The organism is bacterium, assembly GCA_008933615.1.
GTDB lineage: Bacteria > CLD3 > CLD3 > SB21 > SB21 > SB21.
Genome location: WBUR01000056.1, coordinates 1 through 17,123, shown reverse-complemented (window position 1 = coordinate 17,123; position 17,123 = coordinate 1). Strand labels below are relative to the sequence as shown.

The window sequence follows — 17,123 nt, the reverse complement described above, 5'->3', positions numbered from 1 at the left end:
GGCGTCAACGCCTTGATGTATTATTTTTGCAAAAGCCCGTATGCCGAATTCAAATCCCTTTTTTTCGACGAGCCTTCCTACCATCACGACTTTATGTGTGTTTAGCACCTCGTGTTCTTTAGGAGTAAATTTAGTCAAATCGATACCTAACCTGTATACAATTACTTTTTCCTCAGGGCATCCGCATGAAACAACAATATCTTTTAGATCCTGAGAGGCTGCCAAAAATAAGGAAGCAACATTGAATAACTTTCGATAGTTATTCAGATAAAATTTATATTTCGGAAGATAAATATCTTTGCTAATCAAAAGTGATACATCTTTTCCGTGCAACGACACAACCAAAGGCAATTTGTACCTAAGCGAGAAAGGAATCATATAAACACCGCCGGTTGCGAAGTGTGCATGTATTACATTTATATTCTTTCCTGAAAACTCATGGTTAAATGTCCAACTAAAGAACCACTTCTTAAACAAATAGGACTCGACTCTATTTAATAGGGCTCTGTTTTTTAAAGAAACAACCTGATGACCTGGAAATAGATTTTCATTAAGATGCATTTTCGTCAAAACGGTCACATTGTATCTTACATGATGGCGTAATTCATCATGAATAAATGTTTCAGAATAAGGCAAAAATTTGGTTCGAAAAACTACCGCTAATTTTTTATCATGCATTTTAATTGCAACTTATCTTTAATGGCTAAAAATGAAACGGGTAATTTATTCCGATCATGTATGTAATCTGTGGTTTTGAATATTTATAAAGTCTTCAATTTTTTCTGCGCGAGCTGACCAGGTAAATTTCTTGGCGGTTTCCCGGCATTTTTCCGATAACTGGGACTGCAAAAGAGTGTCGTTTAACAATTCCTTTAGTTTTGTGATTGTGTCTTCAAAATTGTCGGGATCTACTAATACCGCAGTTTCCTGATGTTTTAGGATCTCGGAAATATCAGGCAAATTGGGTGCGATAATAGGTTTGCTGGCGGCAAGATATAGAAAAGTTTTTAACGGCAATACGGTCTTACCGCTCTTGAACATAGGAACTGACGAAGGGGGTATGATCAGAATATCCGAGGCGCAGAGGTAATTGTGGACCTCACACGGTTTTACGACGCCGGTGCGGATTACGTTATTCAACTTAAGTTTTTTTACCAAATCGTCAAAAGCCAGGTCGTCTTCTTTCCGCGTCGCCCCTCCGACAATTAACACGGTCAATTCCGGAAAGCGTGATGCGACGTGAAGGATGACATCGGTTTGCTTCATCGTTCCGATTCTGCCTACGTAACCCAAAACCTTGCGGTGTTCAAGAATTCCCAATCGTTCCCGGTAGTCACGCCGTGTATCCATTGTAGCCGGCATTATTTCACCGCATCCATTGTAGGCAACAAAGATCTTTTTTTTATCTAATCCGGCGGATACAAAAGCGTCAAGCGCGATTTTAGAATGCGTGACGATGCCGAAAAGTTTCTTGTGCGAATAACAAAATTTTCGCCAGAGGTAATATCTGTAGCTAAAATTAATATCGATACGGTAAGTTTCAAAAATCGTTCTTTTACCAATCAGCAGACAAAAAAATAATATAGCCTGGTGACGCGTGTAGAGAAGATCGTATCCTTTGATCATACAATATAATGGCGCAAGAAAGGCATGAATTCTCTTTTTGGTTTTGGAGCTCAGGAATGAAAAGTAATTGAAGAATTTAATATCGACAGTTTTATCTAATCCGTAATATGTATTTACGTCATTTGGTGTGAGGTTTTTTTGAGCGTATCGCGGGACGATGAGTGTAAATGTATGTGATGAGCTAGTGCTCAAGGCAGATAAGCTGTTGAGAACCTGTTCAGAAATGGCCGTTGGGCCAGGAATATCAATGTTGGAGATGTATGCTATATTCATATATAGGTATCAAAAAAAAATTCTTGGTAACCCAATGTTACCAAGAATTTAATTTATTTACAAATACAAACTGTACGGTTTTGGAAATTAACTCGCTTTTTTCATTCCTGCAGAACGGTACGGCTGCAAGCTGATCGCGTAAAGACTTGCGGGATTCGTATGCATCATGATGGATTGTTTCATCATACCGGACATTTCAATTTCCAGATTTTTCAAGTCTTCGAAGAAATCCAATTCGCCGTATTTGAATTCGGTCACGTCAACGTATCCGACGTTGTGGCCCATATCGATCATGTGCTGGATTGCGCGCACGAAGTATGCATTGCGCTTGACGTCTTCGATCATCGCTAAGTCCATGGCGTATTTGAAAGCGGCAACACCCTTGCCTCTGAATAATCTTAATCCGATCGATTCGCCGCTGGCGGCTAGGTTATCGATGCCTTTGCTGATTTCTACGACATTAGAACCGGCAATACGAACTTTCATATCTTCGTCATCGTAGCCTGGGTTTTTGTGAATCGCCACGGCGGCCGTAATATCTTTTTGCTGTATCATCTTGACGATTGCTCGGCGGTCAAATACGTTGTCGCCATTGATCACGAGAAAATCCGAGGTCATTTCGTCTTTGGCGAGCCATAACGAATACAGGTTATTCGTGATCGCATAATCTTTATTGTTGATTACTTTTAATTTCAGATCCAATCCGTGTAACGCGATATACCTGTCGGCATAATCTTTTAACTTGTCCACCCTAAAACCGCCAACAAGAACCACTTCTTTTACATTGCAACTCGCTAAGGTGACCAATTGGTATTCCAAAATCGTGGTGCCGGATATGTTCAACAGCGTTTTAGGTGTATCCTGGGTTAAAGGAAGTAACCGTTTGCCCTGTCCCGCCGCTAAAATGATTGCTTTCATGTCGTCTCCAAATCTATTTTCTAAAGTTTCCAAACATCATCATCAATTACGTGCATCTTAGTATACAATCATCATGCCAAATGGCCGCTTGCTCAAGTTACATTTTTAATAATTGTTTTTATGTGACTTATGATGTGATTGTTATCACATTATTATTTTTGTTAAGCGATTATTAAATATTAAAAGAAACAAAAAAATTGCAGATGAAAGTTTTTTCTGGCAGCTGTAAGTCTTGGTTGCTCTTAAAGCAGGTTTTTGAAGTAAGTTATTATTAATTCAGCATCGTGAACCGGGTGAAGTGTAAAGTCGGAACTGAGCCGATACTTAACATTGGTGGTTAATCGCTGGGCGGCCTTTCTGATGTCTTCAGGAAATTGTTCGTTTCTCGAAACGTCGTTTAATCGGTCGACGGCGGATTGAGCGGGGGCAGAACCGGTGGTTTTTTTTTGAGCCCAGTATTCTTTGACGATAACGCCAACAGCTCGTCGCGCGCACGCCCTTGCTCTGCCGTCATTCTTCTCAGATAATGCCTTTTTTGCATTGGCCAGTTCGTTCGCTATTTGCGATTCCCAAGGCGTATTATTGGTATCGGTCATTTCTTAGACGCAGTAAACATTACAATACCTTTGGTTTCTTGTTGCGATATCTGAAAACCAACATCGGCAAATAAACGGTTCCAATTCTTTTGTGAATGGAAAACCAAACCCGTAGTTAGGCGGACAAAATGTAGCAGCCAGCCGGTAATTACATTTTTTCTGAATAAATTCATCGTAATGTAAGACCCGTCCGATTTTAGTATGCGTGCGGACTCGCGAATGGCTTTCTCAGGATGACGGTATTCATTGAGGCTTCCGCCGCAAGTAACCCTTTCTGTTGACTCGTTCTGAAGAGGACAGAATTCAACGTCAGCAAGAAGCCAGATAATTTTCTCGCTTACTAAATTTTTTTCGGCCGCGGCGGCGGCTTGGCGCAGCATTTTCTTAGAAAAATCGATCGCAACGACGAAGCCGGCGGAATTCATTTCCTTTAATTTTTTTGCGATGGCAATGGCATAAAATCCGTGGCTGGTTCCAAAATCAACGAAAACGGGGATTCCCGGGAGTTCGTCAAATTCTATCAATTGAATTATTTTTTCCGCCTCCATTGCGTTTGTACACTTTTGACCGCAAAACATCGTCATGCACCAGGAGCGCCACCCTTTTTGATAGTTATTGGCTACCAGGCCTATGAAATTACTTTTTTGAGCCACGGACAAACCGGGCGTTTTTTCAACGAGCATTTCAAGAATACCATTCTCGTACTTGAAACAGGATTTACATGCGTCGCAGACTACAACGCAGTGGTTTTGTATATCCAAATCTGTTGACTCGTCCCGGTGGATCTCGAACTGACTTTTCCCGCACGACGAACATCGAAGTAATGGCAGAAGCCTCGGCAGCAACTGCGCGTTAGTCAAAGGATGAATTTCAGGTAAAAGGTCGGCAAGCATCGCTTTATGGATTCCTTATCAAAAAAACTTTGATGATATTATAAATAAGTATAGCCAATTTCCATTCTTTTTTTTATTTTGAACCACTAATCAATCTTTTTTTCTTGTACTGACTATAAAATTGAGGAGGTTGTGTCATGGACGGTGCATTCGTTTGTTTAGCGTTTACAGCCTTTATATTTTTCATTATTTTTTTGGGCGCTTTCTTTGTGGTGAAACAACAAACCGTTGGGCTTATTGAACGATTCGGAAAATTCAAACGTATGGCGCATCCCGGATTGAGGTTCAAGATTCCAATCGTCGACAAGCTGGTAACGCGCATCAATATGCGCGTGCAGCAGTTAGATGTCGTTGTTGAAACTAAAACAGCCGACGACGTGTTCGTCCATTTAAAAGTCTCCGTGCAATATTTCGTTATTCCAGAAAAAGTGTACGAAGCTTATTATAAATTGACCAACGTACATCAGCAAGTCACATCCTATGTGTTTGACCTCGTGCGTGCGCGGGTACCTAAACTCAAACTCGATGATCTTTTCGAGAAAAAGGACGAGATCGCGGATACTGTCAGGCAGGAACTGAATCAAACGATGGAAATATTCGGTTACGACATATTGAAAGCGCTCGTTACGGATATTGATCCCGATTCTAAGGTGAAAGACGCCATGAACGAGATTAATGCGGCAACAAGGATGAGAATGGCGGCTGTAGAAAAAGGCGAGGCCGATCGTATTCTCAAAGTCAAAGCGGCTGAGGCGGAAGCGCAAAGTAAGGCGCTTCAAGGTAAAGGTATTGCCGATCAGCGTAAGGCGATCATCGAAGGGTTACGGGATTCTGTGGAGCAATTTCAGCAAGCGGTGGAAGGTTCCTCAGCCAAAGACGTCATGACGCTCGTGTTGATGACACAGTATTTCGATACATTGCAGAATATCGGCGAACATTCGCATACCAATACGATCCTGATGCCGCATTCTCCCGGCGGCCTTACGGCCATTGCCGACCAGATCCGTGACGCCATGATTATTGCCGGCGATGTGAATAAAACTAAACCGCCGGCCAAATAGCTTCATGTTCTAAAGAAAGATATTATGAAAATAGCTGCGATTGCGGGAAGTTTACGGAAGGACTCGTATAATAAAAAACTTTTGATCAATGCATTATCATTCCTGAAGGACCAAGACGTTGACCTTATAGATTTAAAATCCCTTGCTCTGCCAGTTTATGATTTCGATATGCAGGTTGCCGGATTTCCAAACGCGGTGAACGAATTGTCGACGCGCATCAAGTCTGCCGATGCGTTAGTAATAGCTACACCGGAATATAATCACGGCATTCCCGGCGGCCTTAAGAATGCAATCGACTGGATATCCCGCAGCCCGGAAAAACCATTGCATAACAAAACGGCTTTTATTATGGGCGCATCAACAGGAGGATTCGGCGCCATCCGAGGAATTTATGCGCTTCGTCAGACGCTGGTGATTTTCAATATTATCACGATTCCGCAATCGGTGATGCTGTCTTTTGCGGACAAAGCGTTTGACGAAAATGGAAAATTGAAAGATGAAAAAATATTGGCTCAATTGAAAACCGGATGCGAGGAAATGGTGCGGATTACGCGCGCCTTAAAGCGGTAATATTTCTAATGCATTATTTGAATCAATGGTAACGAAGGATCTCTCCGGAACGGTTTTCCAATTCTTTTCGTCATTCAGTTTCTCGGATGCGATGATTTTTGCGCCGGGAAATACCGCAGAATCGTCGATATAATACAACGTCGCCTTTCTACTTCCGAAATGATGGCGCAAGGCAATGACGTTGATTCCGTCAGATATCCCGATATTTAATACCATATCTATTTTATTTTTGTTCGCAATAATCTCCAGATGGGAAATAGTCTTACGCAAAGCAGCTACCTGTTCATTTAGAGTGAATGTTGCTTTGTTCTCTGCGCTCAGAAAACTCAGCCAGAGCCCAAAGACATGCTCTGAATCGGTATTACCTTTAATATGATCCCACAACGGAGCATAAATGTCCGGCGCAATCGCGGGGAATACTTTTGTTCGGAAATCGTCAATAGCGCCATTGTGCATAAACAAAAAATTCCTATAACTAAACGGATGTGTATTGGTTGACGTGACGGGCATGCCTTCCGATGCGCCCCGAACATGGGCGAAAATAAGTTCGGATGAAATCTTATTCATCATACGCAGCACATTCACATCATGCCATATTGCCTGGGTATTAGTATAGATGGCGGGAGACGGATCTAATGTTCGATGGTACCAACCGAAACCGAATCCGTCGGCATTAAGACGCCCTGATAACATTTCATCGGCTTCATAACTTTGTTTGAATAACGAATGCGGCGGATCCAGCACTATTTTGCTGATGGGCAGCGCGCCGCCTTTATAAATAACTAAACGGCACATACGGTTCCTTTTTAATCAGCCTAATATAAAACGTTAATATTAAAAATCAATTTCTTTCCGTTAACAAGGAGACTTCATCGTGAAAAAAATGATCCTGATATTATTATTCCTATATCCTCCAGGTAGCCGGCTGGTCGTATCCCAACAAAAAGAAAAAAACACATCAGCCAAAGTCTACGACGTCAGTCTGTTCAAGTCTATGCAGTGGAGGAATATCGGCCCATTTCGTGGCGGGCGGTCCATTGCCGTTGCAGGTCATGCAGATCAGCCTTATACATTCTATTTCGGAGCCACGGGCGGAGGCATTTGGAAAACTGATGATGGAGGTATTACGTGGAGTAACGTTTCGGATGGATTTTTAAAGAGTAGTTCCGTCGGAGCCATTGAAGTAGCCGCATCGGATCCTAATGTGATTTATGTCGGCACAGGGGAATCCTGTATTCGCGGGAATATCTCACCGGGTGACGGAATATATAAATCCCAGGATGCCGGTAAAACATGGAGCCATGTCGGGTTGAAAGAAACTCAATTCATTGGAAAAATTGCCGTTCATCCAAAAAACCCAGACGTAGTTTATGTTGCGGCAATGGGGCAGGTCTTTGGACAAAATAAAGAGCGGGGGATTTACCGTTCACTAGACGGCGGCATCACATGGAAAAACGTCTTGTTCAAAGATGATAAAACCGGCGCGGTGGATATGCAGATCGATCCCAATAACCCGCGAGTCCTGTATGCGGCATTGTGGGAAGCATATCGTAATCCATGGAGCATGTCCAGCGGCGGCCCGGGAAGCGGTTTGTATAAATCGACTGACGGAGGCGATACGTGGACTGAACTCACAAAAAATCCGGGAATGCCGAAAGGTATTGTCGGAAAAATAGGAATTGCAGTTTCACCGGCTCAGGTCGACCGAGTTTGGGCTGTCGTCGAGTCGGAACGCGGCGGAGTATTTCGTTCCGATGATGGAGGCGCAACGTGGATGCGCACCAATGAAGAGCGAAACCTCCGGCAGCGCGCTTGGTATTACAGTCATATCTACGCGGATCCGAAAAATTCCGAAACGGTATACGTTTTAAATGTGCAGTTTTTTAAATCTATGGATGGCGGGAAAACATTCAAATCTATGCCTTCACAGCATGGCGACCATCACGATCTATGGATCAATCCCCATGATCAGAACAACTTGATCATCGCGGATGACGGAGGCGCGGTCGTTTCGTACAACGGCGGTAAATCATGGACGGATCAGGATATCGCAACAGCTCAGTTTTACCACGTAACCGTTGACAATCAATTTCCTTACCACGTGTACGGCGCGCAGCAGGACAACAGCACAATTGACATTGTCAGTCGAACGAATAGTTGGGGCATTGATTTTACGGATTGGCATCCCGTGGCGGGCGGCGAAAGCGGATATATTGCTGTTCATCCGGAAAAACCACACATCACATTCGGCGGCAGTTATGGCGGTTACCTTACAAAGTACAACCATCTGACAAAGCAGGAACAGAATATTTCTGTGTGGCCAGATTCGCCGATCGGTTCAGGTACGCTGGGTTCGAAATACCGCTTTCAATGGACCTATCCGGTCATCATTTCGCAACATGATCAGAATACATTGTATGTAACGGCTCAAAATGTATTGCGCAGTACCGATGAAGGCGTAAGTTGGAACGTTATCAGTCCTGATCTGACGCGAAATGATACAAATAAACAAAAGGCCTCCGGCGGGCCGATAACGAAGGACAACACCAGCGTTGAATTTTACAATACGATTTTTACGTTGGCGGAATCGCCAAAAGAAAAGGGTTTGTTCTGGACCGGAAGTGACGATGGTCTGGTTCATATTCGACGCGACGAAAAATTTGATTGGAAAAATATAACACCAAAGGATCTTCCGGAATGGGCTCTTGTCAGTATGATCGAAGCGTCGCCGTTTGATGCGGGAACGGCGTATCTGGCCGCCACGCGATATAAACTGAATGATTTTCAGCCTTATCTTTTTAAAACGAACGACTTTGGAAAAACGTGGAAAAAAATAACCAATGGAATTCCATCCGGCGCGTATACGCGGGTTATTCGAGAAGATCCAAATCGAAATGGATTACTGTACGCCGGTACTGAAACCGGAATATATATTTCTTTCAATGCCGGCGAATCCTGGCAGTCGCTGCAGTTGAATTTGCCCGTTACGCCAATTCACGATATTGCCGTGCAGGCACGGGATATGGATCTTGTTGTCGCCACGCATGGGCGTTCATTTTGGATATTGGATGATTTATCGCCTTTGCATCAATTATCCGATGCAATTGCAAAGTCAGATAAACATTTGTATAAACCGCGTTTTGCCTATCGTAAGGAAGGTTTTCAATATTTGCGCCCGGGATTGGCATTAGGTCAGAATCCGCCCAATGGCGTATTGGTGAATTATTATTTTCAGGAAAAACCGAAGGACGAAATTACTTTAGATTTCATGGATGAAACGGGAAAAACTATCATAACCTATTCCAGCATAAAAGACAAAAGAGGGAAAGCAATAAAACCATCGGAAGAATTTTATGAAAAACCAAAAGAAACGCGGATGGGCGTGGTTCCTTCCGATACGGGGATGAACCGTTTTGTTTGGGATATGCGTTATCCCGATGCGGAAGAAGTTCCCGGCGCCATTTTTTGGGATGGTTCCATAGCCGGCCCAAAAATGCTTCCAGGGACGTATCGTGTGCGCCTGACCTGCGGGGCATTTACGCAGACGGAATCATTTGAAATCAAAAAGGATCCCAGAGTTGACGCAAGCGAGGAAGATTTGGTATTGCAATTGGACTTGTTGTTGAAGATAAATTCAAAGCTTACCGAAACCCATAAGACGATAAATTCAATTCGGGAGATTCAAAAGCAGATCAATGAATTTTCAGGAAAAATAAAGGATACGATCATCGTAAGACAAATCAAAGAATTTGCGAAACCCCTGCTTGATAGTTTGACGTTTGTGGAAAACGAACTCATTCAAACCAAGATCAAAAGTAATCAGGATGTACTCAATTATCCCATGAAGCTAAATAATAAATTGGCCTCGCTCGCCAGTGCGGTTGCGTCTGCGGATTCGAAGCCGACGAATCAATCGTATGATGTCTTTGATTTTTTGTCAACTCAGATTGACAAACAACTATCAATTTGGATGCGGCTCAGGGAAATCGAATTGCCAAAGTTCAACAGTTACATAAAGAGCCTAGACATTCAGGCGGTAATTCTGGAAATAAAATAATAAAAAAACATGCTTATCGGGTTGGCTCATAAATAAGAAAAACCTTCAGCCGAAGTGCGAAGTCGAAGGCTGAATTTACTATACTTGTCATGGCTCGACAAGCTTGTCCTGAGCCCTGCCGAAGGGCTCACCATGACGTAGGTGAGTAAACCCGATAGGCACTTAAAAAAAAGCCGCCTTTAAAGACGGCTTTTTTTATCATCGAGGATTAATAACCCGTTTTTTTAGCAGAATAATTTGATCTAATGCCTCGCGGGGCAGGCCGATAAAGAGAAGCGTGTCGAGATCCATCTCCTCAACCGTTATTGTAAAATTGTTTTCTTTTTTATCTATATCGTACTGAATCTCTTTTGACGTGTCGTATATACACATATCTTCGCTGGTCTCGAATCCTTCCATATCCCTTTCCAGCAGATGTATCTCGCCGTTTACTTCATGGTAGAGAACATAATCGTTTGCAAAAAAAGGGTCCACTGTGACGCGAACCGATTTCGGCTGTATTTGAAATTTGATTCGATCAAACATAGGGGGTCTCTCCTCGATTTGGCTTACATATAAAATGTACAATTATTTTTTTTAATTACAACCCGGATTTGGAAAAAATAAAAAAAGCGATTTCCGGAGGGAGATCGCTTAAGTGGGATGAAAAACTAACTGTCATTTGATAACTTTAACCGTGATTCCCCATTTATCCTGCTGATAGGGTGGATCGTCATTCCAGTCTTCAAACGAGTGGGAACCGTCACTGATATACACTACCTCGTATTTTCCGGCATCTAAATAGATCGTACCGTCGTAAATTCTATTCTTGCGTGCGCCGCCGGCGCTCTGGCTCATTCCGTAGGTCATCTCCCAAACGGTTTGTCCTGTGGATGCGTTTTTGATCCAGCCATAATCATACATGTGCCCGCTTTTGCCTTCACCTAAACATAATATCCGAACTTTGGTGGTACTGTTGAGGGTAAAGTCTTTTGTGCGGTACTCGTCGTCGCCGACGTGTATGATCTGCGCAAGAAGGTTTTCATCTTCGCTTTCTCTGTATTTGGACAAATTTTTTGCATCGTTGTTATTGACCAAGCTAAGCGTAATTCCCCATTTGCTCCGGTTATATGGGGGATCGTCGTTCCAATCATCATATGAATGAGTACCGTCGGTTTTGTAATTGACTAAGTAATTGCCCGGTTCTAAAGTAACCGTTCCTTCAAACAGCCGATTCTTTTCTGTCCCGCCGGCAAATTTAGTATCTGAATAATGCATATTCCAAACAGTTTGGCCCGTTTCCGCATTTGTGATCCAACCGTAATCATACATCCGGTGGTCGCGGCCTTCACCCAGCGAATAAATCAAAATATCGGTAGTTTTAGAAAGCGAGAATCCCTCTGACTTGAATTCACTATCGCCTACTCGCGTAATAGAAATAATTTCCTGTTTTTTTGATTTTTTGTAATCTCGCACATATGCCAGGTCTTCTTCGTCCAGCACGCTCACCGTCACACCCCAATTAGCCGGGTCGTACGGCGGCTGCATATTCCATTCTGTGAATGAATGAGAATCGTCGGTAACGTATGTTGCGACGTAATTCCCCGCGCGTAAATTAAGAATACCAGAATAAGACCTGTTCTTCTCTGCGCCGCCGCCATGGGATGTGTTTTCAAAACGCATTTCCCAAACTGTTTTTGCCGTCTTATCGTCGGTAAGCCATCCGAAATCATACATATGCCTATCCTGTCCTTCTCCAATTCCGTATATTCTGACCTTCATATCTTTTTCAAGCGTGAATCCTTTTTCAAGATAGTCGCTGTCTCGGGCGCCGGTCAATGCGCATATTACTTTTTTGGATTTCGATCCGTCAAACGATGCAAAATTATCCGCAGATGAATTGGTGACAATTCTCAATTTCCATTTATCCGCATCTCTGTATATATCGCCATCTTCAACAAAAACTTTTACCAGGTTTTTGAAGAATTCGCCCATATAACTGTCCGAGCGGGATATTCTGATAATTTTTTGGCCGTACGTGGAAAAATAAGCTTCGTAATTTCCAGGCTGAAGAGCCATGGTTCCCTGGTAAACGATATTGTTTGTGCCCGATTCGGAACTGATATTATTTGGCCGCATTTCCCAGACAATCTCTTTGGTGTCACTGTTTAATATCCAGCCATAGGCGATCATGGGGTTCCAACGATTCCATTTTTCAGATCTTGACATCACGCCGACGGCGTCAATGGTGATAGTTGCCGTACGCTTGACCGTAAATCCTTTTACATAAACCTTGTCCATATCAAAATTACCAAGGTCTGCGATCACATACTGCGAGAAAAGCGGACCTGCGCAGGAAGCGGTCATTAACAGAACAACCCAGAATTTTTTAATGTCATTACGCATAAAATCACCCGCTGTATTTTAAATGAACCTCAAACCGGAGGCAACCACATAAAAATACGCGACTAAGAAATAATTGTTTCAATAAAAGTGTAAAAATATTGTTTTAATGATGGATTTGATACAAGAAAAAAAACCCTCTTCAGAGTTCCCATAAAAACATTCAATTTATCAAAAAATGTTTCATTTTCCAGGGTTCTCGATCATTGTGGTGCATAAATGTCCATGATGCTATCCGAGGTTATTATTATTAGGGTTTGGCGGTTATTAACAATCTAAATGCGCCTAAACCTGAAGCTTGTCCTGCATCCGCAGCTGTAACTAAGATCTTGAGTTCTCCCACCACTGTTGGTGTGCCTGAAAAAGTTTTTGTAGAAGCATTAAAACTCAACCACGAAGGCAAAGGACTCCCATCGATTAAGGTTACAGAATAAGCAAGCGTATTGTCGCTGTCTTCATCAAAAAATGTATCGTCCGGAATTGTAAAACTGAATGCATTTCCAACTAATCCGGTTTGGCTTTTTATTTTGTTTTTTACATAAGGCGGAATATTTGTGTGTTTTAAACTGTCAATCAGACCGTCAACACAAACCCAATACACTTTGACATCGGAGTAATCTTGTTTCGTTCCAGTTGTGTAGAACAGGTACTTATTATCAGGGGTCACGAAAGGGCCCCACATACCAAGCCCGAAATTTATTTTTGAACCTAACCCTCTTGGATTTGTCCAGTTGCCATCTTTTTTTGGGTAACTGATACTTAGTCCGAAAGGTGTTGTTACAATCATAAATGTTTCATCTTTAGAAACAAAAAAATCCAAATTATCCCAGGCCGTATTTAATGGCATTCCCAAACCGACTGCTGTGGTATCAGAACCGTTAAACTCAAGCATACACCAGTCACTCACGCCGATGGTGTTTTTGGGCCGCGATGAAATATAATGATTTCCTTTATTTGTAACTTGCAGATAATGTGCTGAGTCGAGTTTAGACAGAATTCTTTTTGGTTCAGTCCAACTCAAACCCTTTTTTGCAGAAAAAAATGTTTCGGAATTTTCCTTTTCAAAATACATCGTATCGCTTGTAACGGATAATGCAGGAGCACAATAACCTTCAAATAAATTGAATGGCTCCGTCCATTTACCGTCTACGAATCTATAATTCTTGATGCTTGGAGTATTGATAGGGTAATAACCTTTCAACTCTGAATAATAAATTTCTTTGCCATCATTAGAAATTGCGATCCTTTCGGCGGCAAAGAATCCCGGGCTTACAGACAGGTTAAATATTTTAGGAGTATCTCCCGGAGGAGTTTGCCCCAGATATAAACTATCGGCAGGGATTGTTTGTGCAAAAACAGCGCTTACCAAGAATAAAGAAAAGATAGAGAATAAAATCATTTTCATAAAGTTTTCCTTCAAAAGTTATAAATAAATTGAGTGTTTTTTTGTGGTACAAGAATATTACAATTTAGATCTAAACTGTTGCGATCAAGCGACCCTGGATTAGGATTGACTGTTTGACCTATTGTATATCACCGGCATTTTTCCTTTCCATTTCTCCCAAATATTATCATTTGTTATTAATTCAGACATAAAATGCCCGACATTAATTCTACTTGTTTTGCCGGCATCGAAAATTGGGCTTCGAATGGGTGAAGGATATATACTGTATTCGGAAACAGTAGTTTCATTTATGAGCGTATCCGGTCGGACAATAGACCACGTTATGGTTTTATTATTATTGCCAATGTCTGTTCTTAAATAATCTGCTGCTCGTTCATTATCTAGCTGAGGTGGTAAAAGGTTTCGTAAAAGCGAAAAAACTGATTTCTCAAGAAACGCTAATTTTTCGCTCATATCTTTATTGTTAACAGCTGTAGTATTCATTAAAACAAATTTTACAGGTTTAGTAGGGTTGTTCTCTTTTATTGCATCACACAATTTTTTCACAGTATCTGTTACAAGCATTTTAGGATTTCCAAAGATACCCTTTAGACTTAAGTTGTGTCCCAAACACGATGCGACCGCATCACAGTCCTTTATGTAACTCAACAACTCATTTTCACTCAAATGAAGAATACTTGCTTCTTTTATAGTTAGGTTTTGATGAGTCCTTATCTCATTGGGTATTTTTTCTGTCCCCCGGACAATGATTTTAACTTTTACATTTCGGTTCAATAACTCTCTTACCAGTTCGCGCCCTGTAGCGCCATTCGCTCCGACCACTAATGCTGTCATTATCTAATTCCTTTATTAAAAGTCCCAAAGACCAAAAACATTTCTGTAGAGTATCTTTTTTAATTAGTGTTCAGATCAAGCTTCCATATACAATTCGTCCAAGTGCTATCCGGTTCAACATATTTCAATGTTACAGGGAAGTCCGGGGAAATACACATGGATGATATTACCAACTTACTATCTTTGACATAGTTGACGGTTGGATCCATAATTCGCTGTTTTGATCCTCCTCCGTATGAAGAATATTCTATATTCTTCATAGTTTTGTCCAGCAGTAATATCACCAAATCCATTCCGCCATCGATGGATGGGTATAGCGCATCTTTAGTAACCGGAAAATCTTTTGATACGGTGCTGCCAACTAACAGATATTTTTGCTTATCGGTTTTTGCAACATAATTAAGCCAATCTGTTTTTGAACCGCCGATGAAAGATGAATATAAGGGCTTATTCGATTCCAAATTAAATTTCATGATAAAACCATCAGAATTTCCCCCAAAATATTTCCCATTTAAAGCGTCAAATGTTACTGGAAAATTAGGTGACTTTGTTTGACCGGTGAGACTAATATTATTTGCATCTTCAACAATTATTGAATTGACTTGATCTGTTGAGTCACCGCCGATAAAAGTCGAATAGTAAATCTTCGAGAGATTATTATTGATGATGGTAAAAAAACCATCCTGTTTTCCACTCATAGATTTTTGATATGCATCCTTTGTAACAGGATAATTATCAGAGTGAGTTGCACCAACTAAAATAATTTTCCCATTTAAATCGAAGGAGCATGATCGAATATAGTCCAAGGATTTTCCACCTAAATATGTAGAATATAAAACTTTATCAAGACTCAATGATAAAGCAGTAATTGTAATGTCCCCAACTAAGTAACGATTGTTGCTATCAGGCGGTGCAGAATTATCATACTCTTTTTGAATAGCTTTTGGTGTTGTGGGGAAATCGAGCGACTTGGTTTTTCCAAATAAATACAAGGTATTATTATGAAATGCTAGTCTTGTCCAGTGATCAGAACCTGAACCTCCGAAATAAGTGGAAGCAATATAGTTGCAATCATTACTGAATTTTATTATGTAATGATCATTGTCCCCCTTTTTTGTTTTGTGATAAGCATTATTTGAAACCGGCAAATCCGGCGAATCTGTTGTAAAGCCAACATAAACATTTCCAAAATCATCAAGAGTAATTTGTAAACAATAGAACTCTGACCCCGAACCGCCAATATAAGTTGAGTAAATCATTTCTCCACTCGGTGACAATTTCATTAGAAATGCATCACCTCCGGCCATATCATCTTTAGTATGCCCATTATAAATTTTTTGAAAAGCATCTTTTGTTACCTTTAGCCCATCTCTTGTACCGCCAGCAACAAATATATTTCCATTCTTATCCACAACAGAAGCAGTCGATGTATGTACCCGCCCGCCGGAAGCTAAATAGCTTGAGAAATCTATTTTTTGTGCAAATATGTTGGTTGTGATGCCAACAAAAAGTAAAACGGTAATAATCAATTTGTTCTCCATGGTTTTTAACTCTCCTTTAAGTTATTGCTTGTTTGTTCTCCGCCTAATAACCAGGCTGCTACAGCTGCTGCAATTGTCATTGCTGTTACACTGCAAGCATAATCAACAAATACTGTTGCCTGAGAAAAAAAATTTGATGATGCATATAATCCAAAGTTTACGGAGCCCCAAAAAAGTAATGCGAATATAAATCCATACTTTAGACCAGAAGCAAAAGTTCTTGCTCCAGACCATTTAATTACTGTCGTTATTAGAAAGCCCATAGATAATGAGGTAATAACCATAGCCCAAGCTATTAACTGGTCAGCTGGTCGGTGAAGTTGCTTCATAAATTCTTCCGATACAGCAGGATATGATTGATAGATGTCTTTTAAAATAAATATAAAGGCAGCTGCTTGAAGCAGAAGGTTAAATACAGACGTAATTAAACCCGATACAAGAAATTTTTTGTTCATAATATATTTTCTTTCATTTTCAAATATAGTTTTTTAGTCATATAGCCGCGTTGCAACCAAAGCACTGTCCGTAACGCCAATTCAGATATCAAAATCTCCTTCACACTTGTTTGCCATTATCTTGCTTGATAAGTTTTATTCCATATGGTACAAATGCAATCGCCATCAAAATTGCTGCTGATAAATTGATGATTTCAACACCGTCAGGAGTTCCAATGAAAAGTACTCCGATTAAAAATAAAATACTTTGCCATGTTGCCAGACTCCTGGACTTGAGTAAACCCACTGCCTGAATAATAAAACCCATGGGTAATAAAAGGAGCCCCCAAATCAAAATTAACCATCCTTCTTTCCCAAACATGGCGAGTAAACCGGGCATCATTTTTACAAATTCATCTTCAGGTAAAGTATCTATGGCACTTATGGTCAAACATAAAGCGCCTTTATCTGCAGCTAACATTAACACTCCAAGAATTGCTAACATGCCACCGATAAAACCTAACCATTCGTTC

At 41.1% G+C, this 17,123-nt stretch carries 15 protein-coding genes; 3 read left to right on the top strand and 12 right to left on the bottom strand.

Annotated features, from left to right (window positions below; all coding sequences use genetic code 11):
• From F9K33_15460 to F9K33_15440, 5 genes are all read right to left on the bottom strand, one after another.
• A partial coding sequence (locus F9K33_15460) for a glycosyltransferase (protein ID KAB2877822.1) occupies nt 1-678 on the bottom strand: 678 nt, incomplete at its 3' end.
• A 54-nt stretch (nt 679-732) separates the two neighbouring features.
• Nucleotides 733-1,899, bottom strand: a complete 1,167-nt coding sequence (locus F9K33_15455) for a glycosyltransferase family 4 protein (protein ID KAB2877821.1) — start codon at nt 1,897-1,899, stop codon at nt 733-735.
• 87 nt (nt 1,900-1,986) lie between these two features.
• Nucleotides 1,987-2,817, bottom strand: a complete 831-nt coding sequence (locus tag F9K33_15450; protein KAB2877820.1) for a phosphocholine cytidylyltransferase family protein — start codon at nt 2,815-2,817, stop codon at nt 1,987-1,989.
• Between the two features lie 242 nt (nt 2,818-3,059).
• A complete protein-coding gene (locus tag F9K33_15445) occupies nt 3,060-3,413 on the bottom strand; it encodes a hypothetical protein (GenBank protein KAB2877819.1) in 354 nt (117 codons plus the stop codon).
• Nucleotides 3,410-4,306 carry a class I SAM-dependent methyltransferase gene (locus F9K33_15440; protein KAB2877818.1) on the bottom strand — a complete coding sequence of 299 codons (897 nt, stop codon included), beginning with the start codon at nt 4,304-4,306 and terminating at the stop codon, nt 3,410-3,412. Before F9K33_15440 ends, F9K33_15445 begins: the two co-directional genes overlap by 4 nt.
• Before the next feature lie 137 nt (nt 4,307-4,443).
• Here F9K33_15440 and F9K33_15435 point away from each other — a divergent pair, with 137 nt between their 5' ends.
• Together F9K33_15435 and F9K33_15430 are read left to right on the top strand one after the other, a co-directional pair.
• Complete coding sequence (locus F9K33_15435; protein ID KAB2877817.1) at nt 4,444-5,367, top strand: SPFH domain-containing protein; 924 nt, start codon at nt 4,444-4,446, stop codon at nt 5,365-5,367.
• Nucleotides 5,368-5,391: 24 nt separating this feature from the next.
• Nucleotides 5,392-5,937 (top strand): NAD(P)H-dependent oxidoreductase, encoded by a 546-nt coding sequence (locus F9K33_15430; GenBank protein ID KAB2877816.1) that lies wholly within the window; start codon nt 5,392-5,394, stop codon nt 5,935-5,937.
• Here the strand turns inward: F9K33_15430 and egtC are convergent.
• Nucleotides 5,926-6,732 (bottom strand): ergothioneine biosynthesis protein EgtC, encoded by an 807-nt coding sequence (egtC, locus tag F9K33_15425; protein ID KAB2877815.1) that lies wholly within the window; start codon nt 6,730-6,732, stop codon nt 5,926-5,928. The genes F9K33_15430 and egtC overlap by 12 nt on opposite strands.
• Nucleotides 6,733-6,820: 88 nt before the next feature.
• Between egtC and F9K33_15420 the strand changes: the two genes are divergently transcribed.
• Entirely contained in the window at nt 6,821-9,994 is a 3,174-nt protein-coding gene (locus F9K33_15420) for a glycosyl hydrolase (GenBank protein KAB2877823.1), read from the top strand.
• Nucleotides 9,995-10,192: 198 nt separating this feature from the next.
• Here F9K33_15420 and F9K33_15415 read toward each other — a convergent pair whose 3' ends face one another.
• From F9K33_15415 to F9K33_15390, 6 genes are all read right to left on the bottom strand, one after another.
• Nucleotides 10,193-10,519, bottom strand: coding sequence for a hypothetical protein (locus F9K33_15415; protein ID KAB2877814.1), 327 nt, complete (start codon nt 10,517-10,519; stop codon nt 10,193-10,195).
• A gap of 132 nt (nt 10,520-10,651) precedes the next feature.
• Nucleotides 10,652-12,379, bottom strand: a complete 1,728-nt coding sequence (locus tag F9K33_15410; protein ID KAB2877813.1) for a hypothetical protein — start codon at nt 12,377-12,379, stop codon at nt 10,652-10,654.
• Between the two features lie 247 nt (nt 12,380-12,626).
• The gene (locus tag F9K33_15405) at nt 12,627-13,781 is read right to left on the bottom strand and encodes a hypothetical protein (GenBank protein ID KAB2877812.1); all 1,155 of its coding nucleotides are present in this window, start codon (nt 13,779-13,781) and stop codon (nt 12,627-12,629) included.
• Nucleotides 13,782-13,880: 99 nt separating this feature from the next.
• Nucleotides 13,881-14,615, bottom strand: coding sequence for an SDR family oxidoreductase (locus tag F9K33_15400; GenBank protein KAB2877811.1), 735 nt, complete (start codon nt 14,613-14,615; stop codon nt 13,881-13,883).
• Between the two features lie 59 nt (nt 14,616-14,674).
• Nucleotides 14,675-16,156: a hypothetical protein gene (locus F9K33_15395; protein KAB2877810.1), complete on the bottom strand. Its 1,482-nt coding sequence runs from the start codon at nt 16,154-16,156 to the stop codon at nt 14,675-14,677.
• 5 nt (nt 16,157-16,161) lie between these two features.
• Nucleotides 16,162-16,611 (bottom strand): hypothetical protein, encoded by a 450-nt coding sequence (locus tag F9K33_15390; GenBank protein KAB2877809.1) that lies wholly within the window; start codon nt 16,609-16,611, stop codon nt 16,162-16,164.
• Nucleotides 16,612-17,123: the final 512 nt, after the last annotated feature.

Coding starts and splice junctions, on each gene's coding strand:
- F9K33_15455 (KAB2877821.1), bottom strand. CDS start 1,899: ATGAATATAGCATACATCTCCAACATTGATATTCCTGGCCCAACGGCC.
- F9K33_15450 (KAB2877820.1), bottom strand. CDS start 2,817: ATGAAAGCAATCATTTTAGCGGCGGGACAGGGCAAACGGTTACTTCCT.
- F9K33_15445 (KAB2877819.1), bottom strand. CDS start 3,413: ATGACCGATACCAATAATACGCCTTGGGAATCGCAAATAGCGAACGAA.
- F9K33_15440 (KAB2877818.1), bottom strand. CDS start 4,306: ATGCTTGCCGACCTTTTACCTGAAATTCATCCTTTGACTAACGCGCAG.
- F9K33_15435 (KAB2877817.1), top strand. CDS start 4,444: ATGGACGGTGCATTCGTTTGTTTAGCGTTTACAGCCTTTATATTTTTC.
- F9K33_15430 (KAB2877816.1), top strand. CDS start 5,392: ATGAAAATAGCTGCGATTGCGGGAAGTTTACGGAAGGACTCGTATAAT.
- egtC (KAB2877815.1), bottom strand. CDS start 6,732: ATGTGCCGTTTAGTTATTTATAAAGGCGGCGCGCTGCCCATCAGCAAA.
- F9K33_15420 (KAB2877823.1), top strand. CDS start 6,821: ATGATCCTGATATTATTATTCCTATATCCTCCAGGTAGCCGGCTGGTC.
- F9K33_15415 (KAB2877814.1), bottom strand. CDS start 10,519: ATGTTTGATCGAATCAAATTTCAAATACAGCCGAAATCGGTTCGCGTC.
- F9K33_15410 (KAB2877813.1), bottom strand. CDS start 12,379: ATGCGTAATGACATTAAAAAATTCTGGGTTGTTCTGTTAATGACCGCT.
- F9K33_15405 (KAB2877812.1), bottom strand. CDS start 13,781: ATGAAAATGATTTTATTCTCTATCTTTTCTTTATTCTTGGTAAGCGCT.
- F9K33_15400 (KAB2877811.1), bottom strand. CDS start 14,615: ATGACAGCATTAGTGGTCGGAGCGAATGGCGCTACAGGGCGCGAACTG.
- F9K33_15395 (KAB2877810.1), bottom strand. CDS start 16,156: ATGGAGAACAAATTGATTATTACCGTTTTACTTTTTGTTGGCATCACA.
- F9K33_15390 (KAB2877809.1), bottom strand. CDS start 16,611: ATGAACAAAAAATTTCTTGTATCGGGTTTAATTACGTCTGTATTTAAC.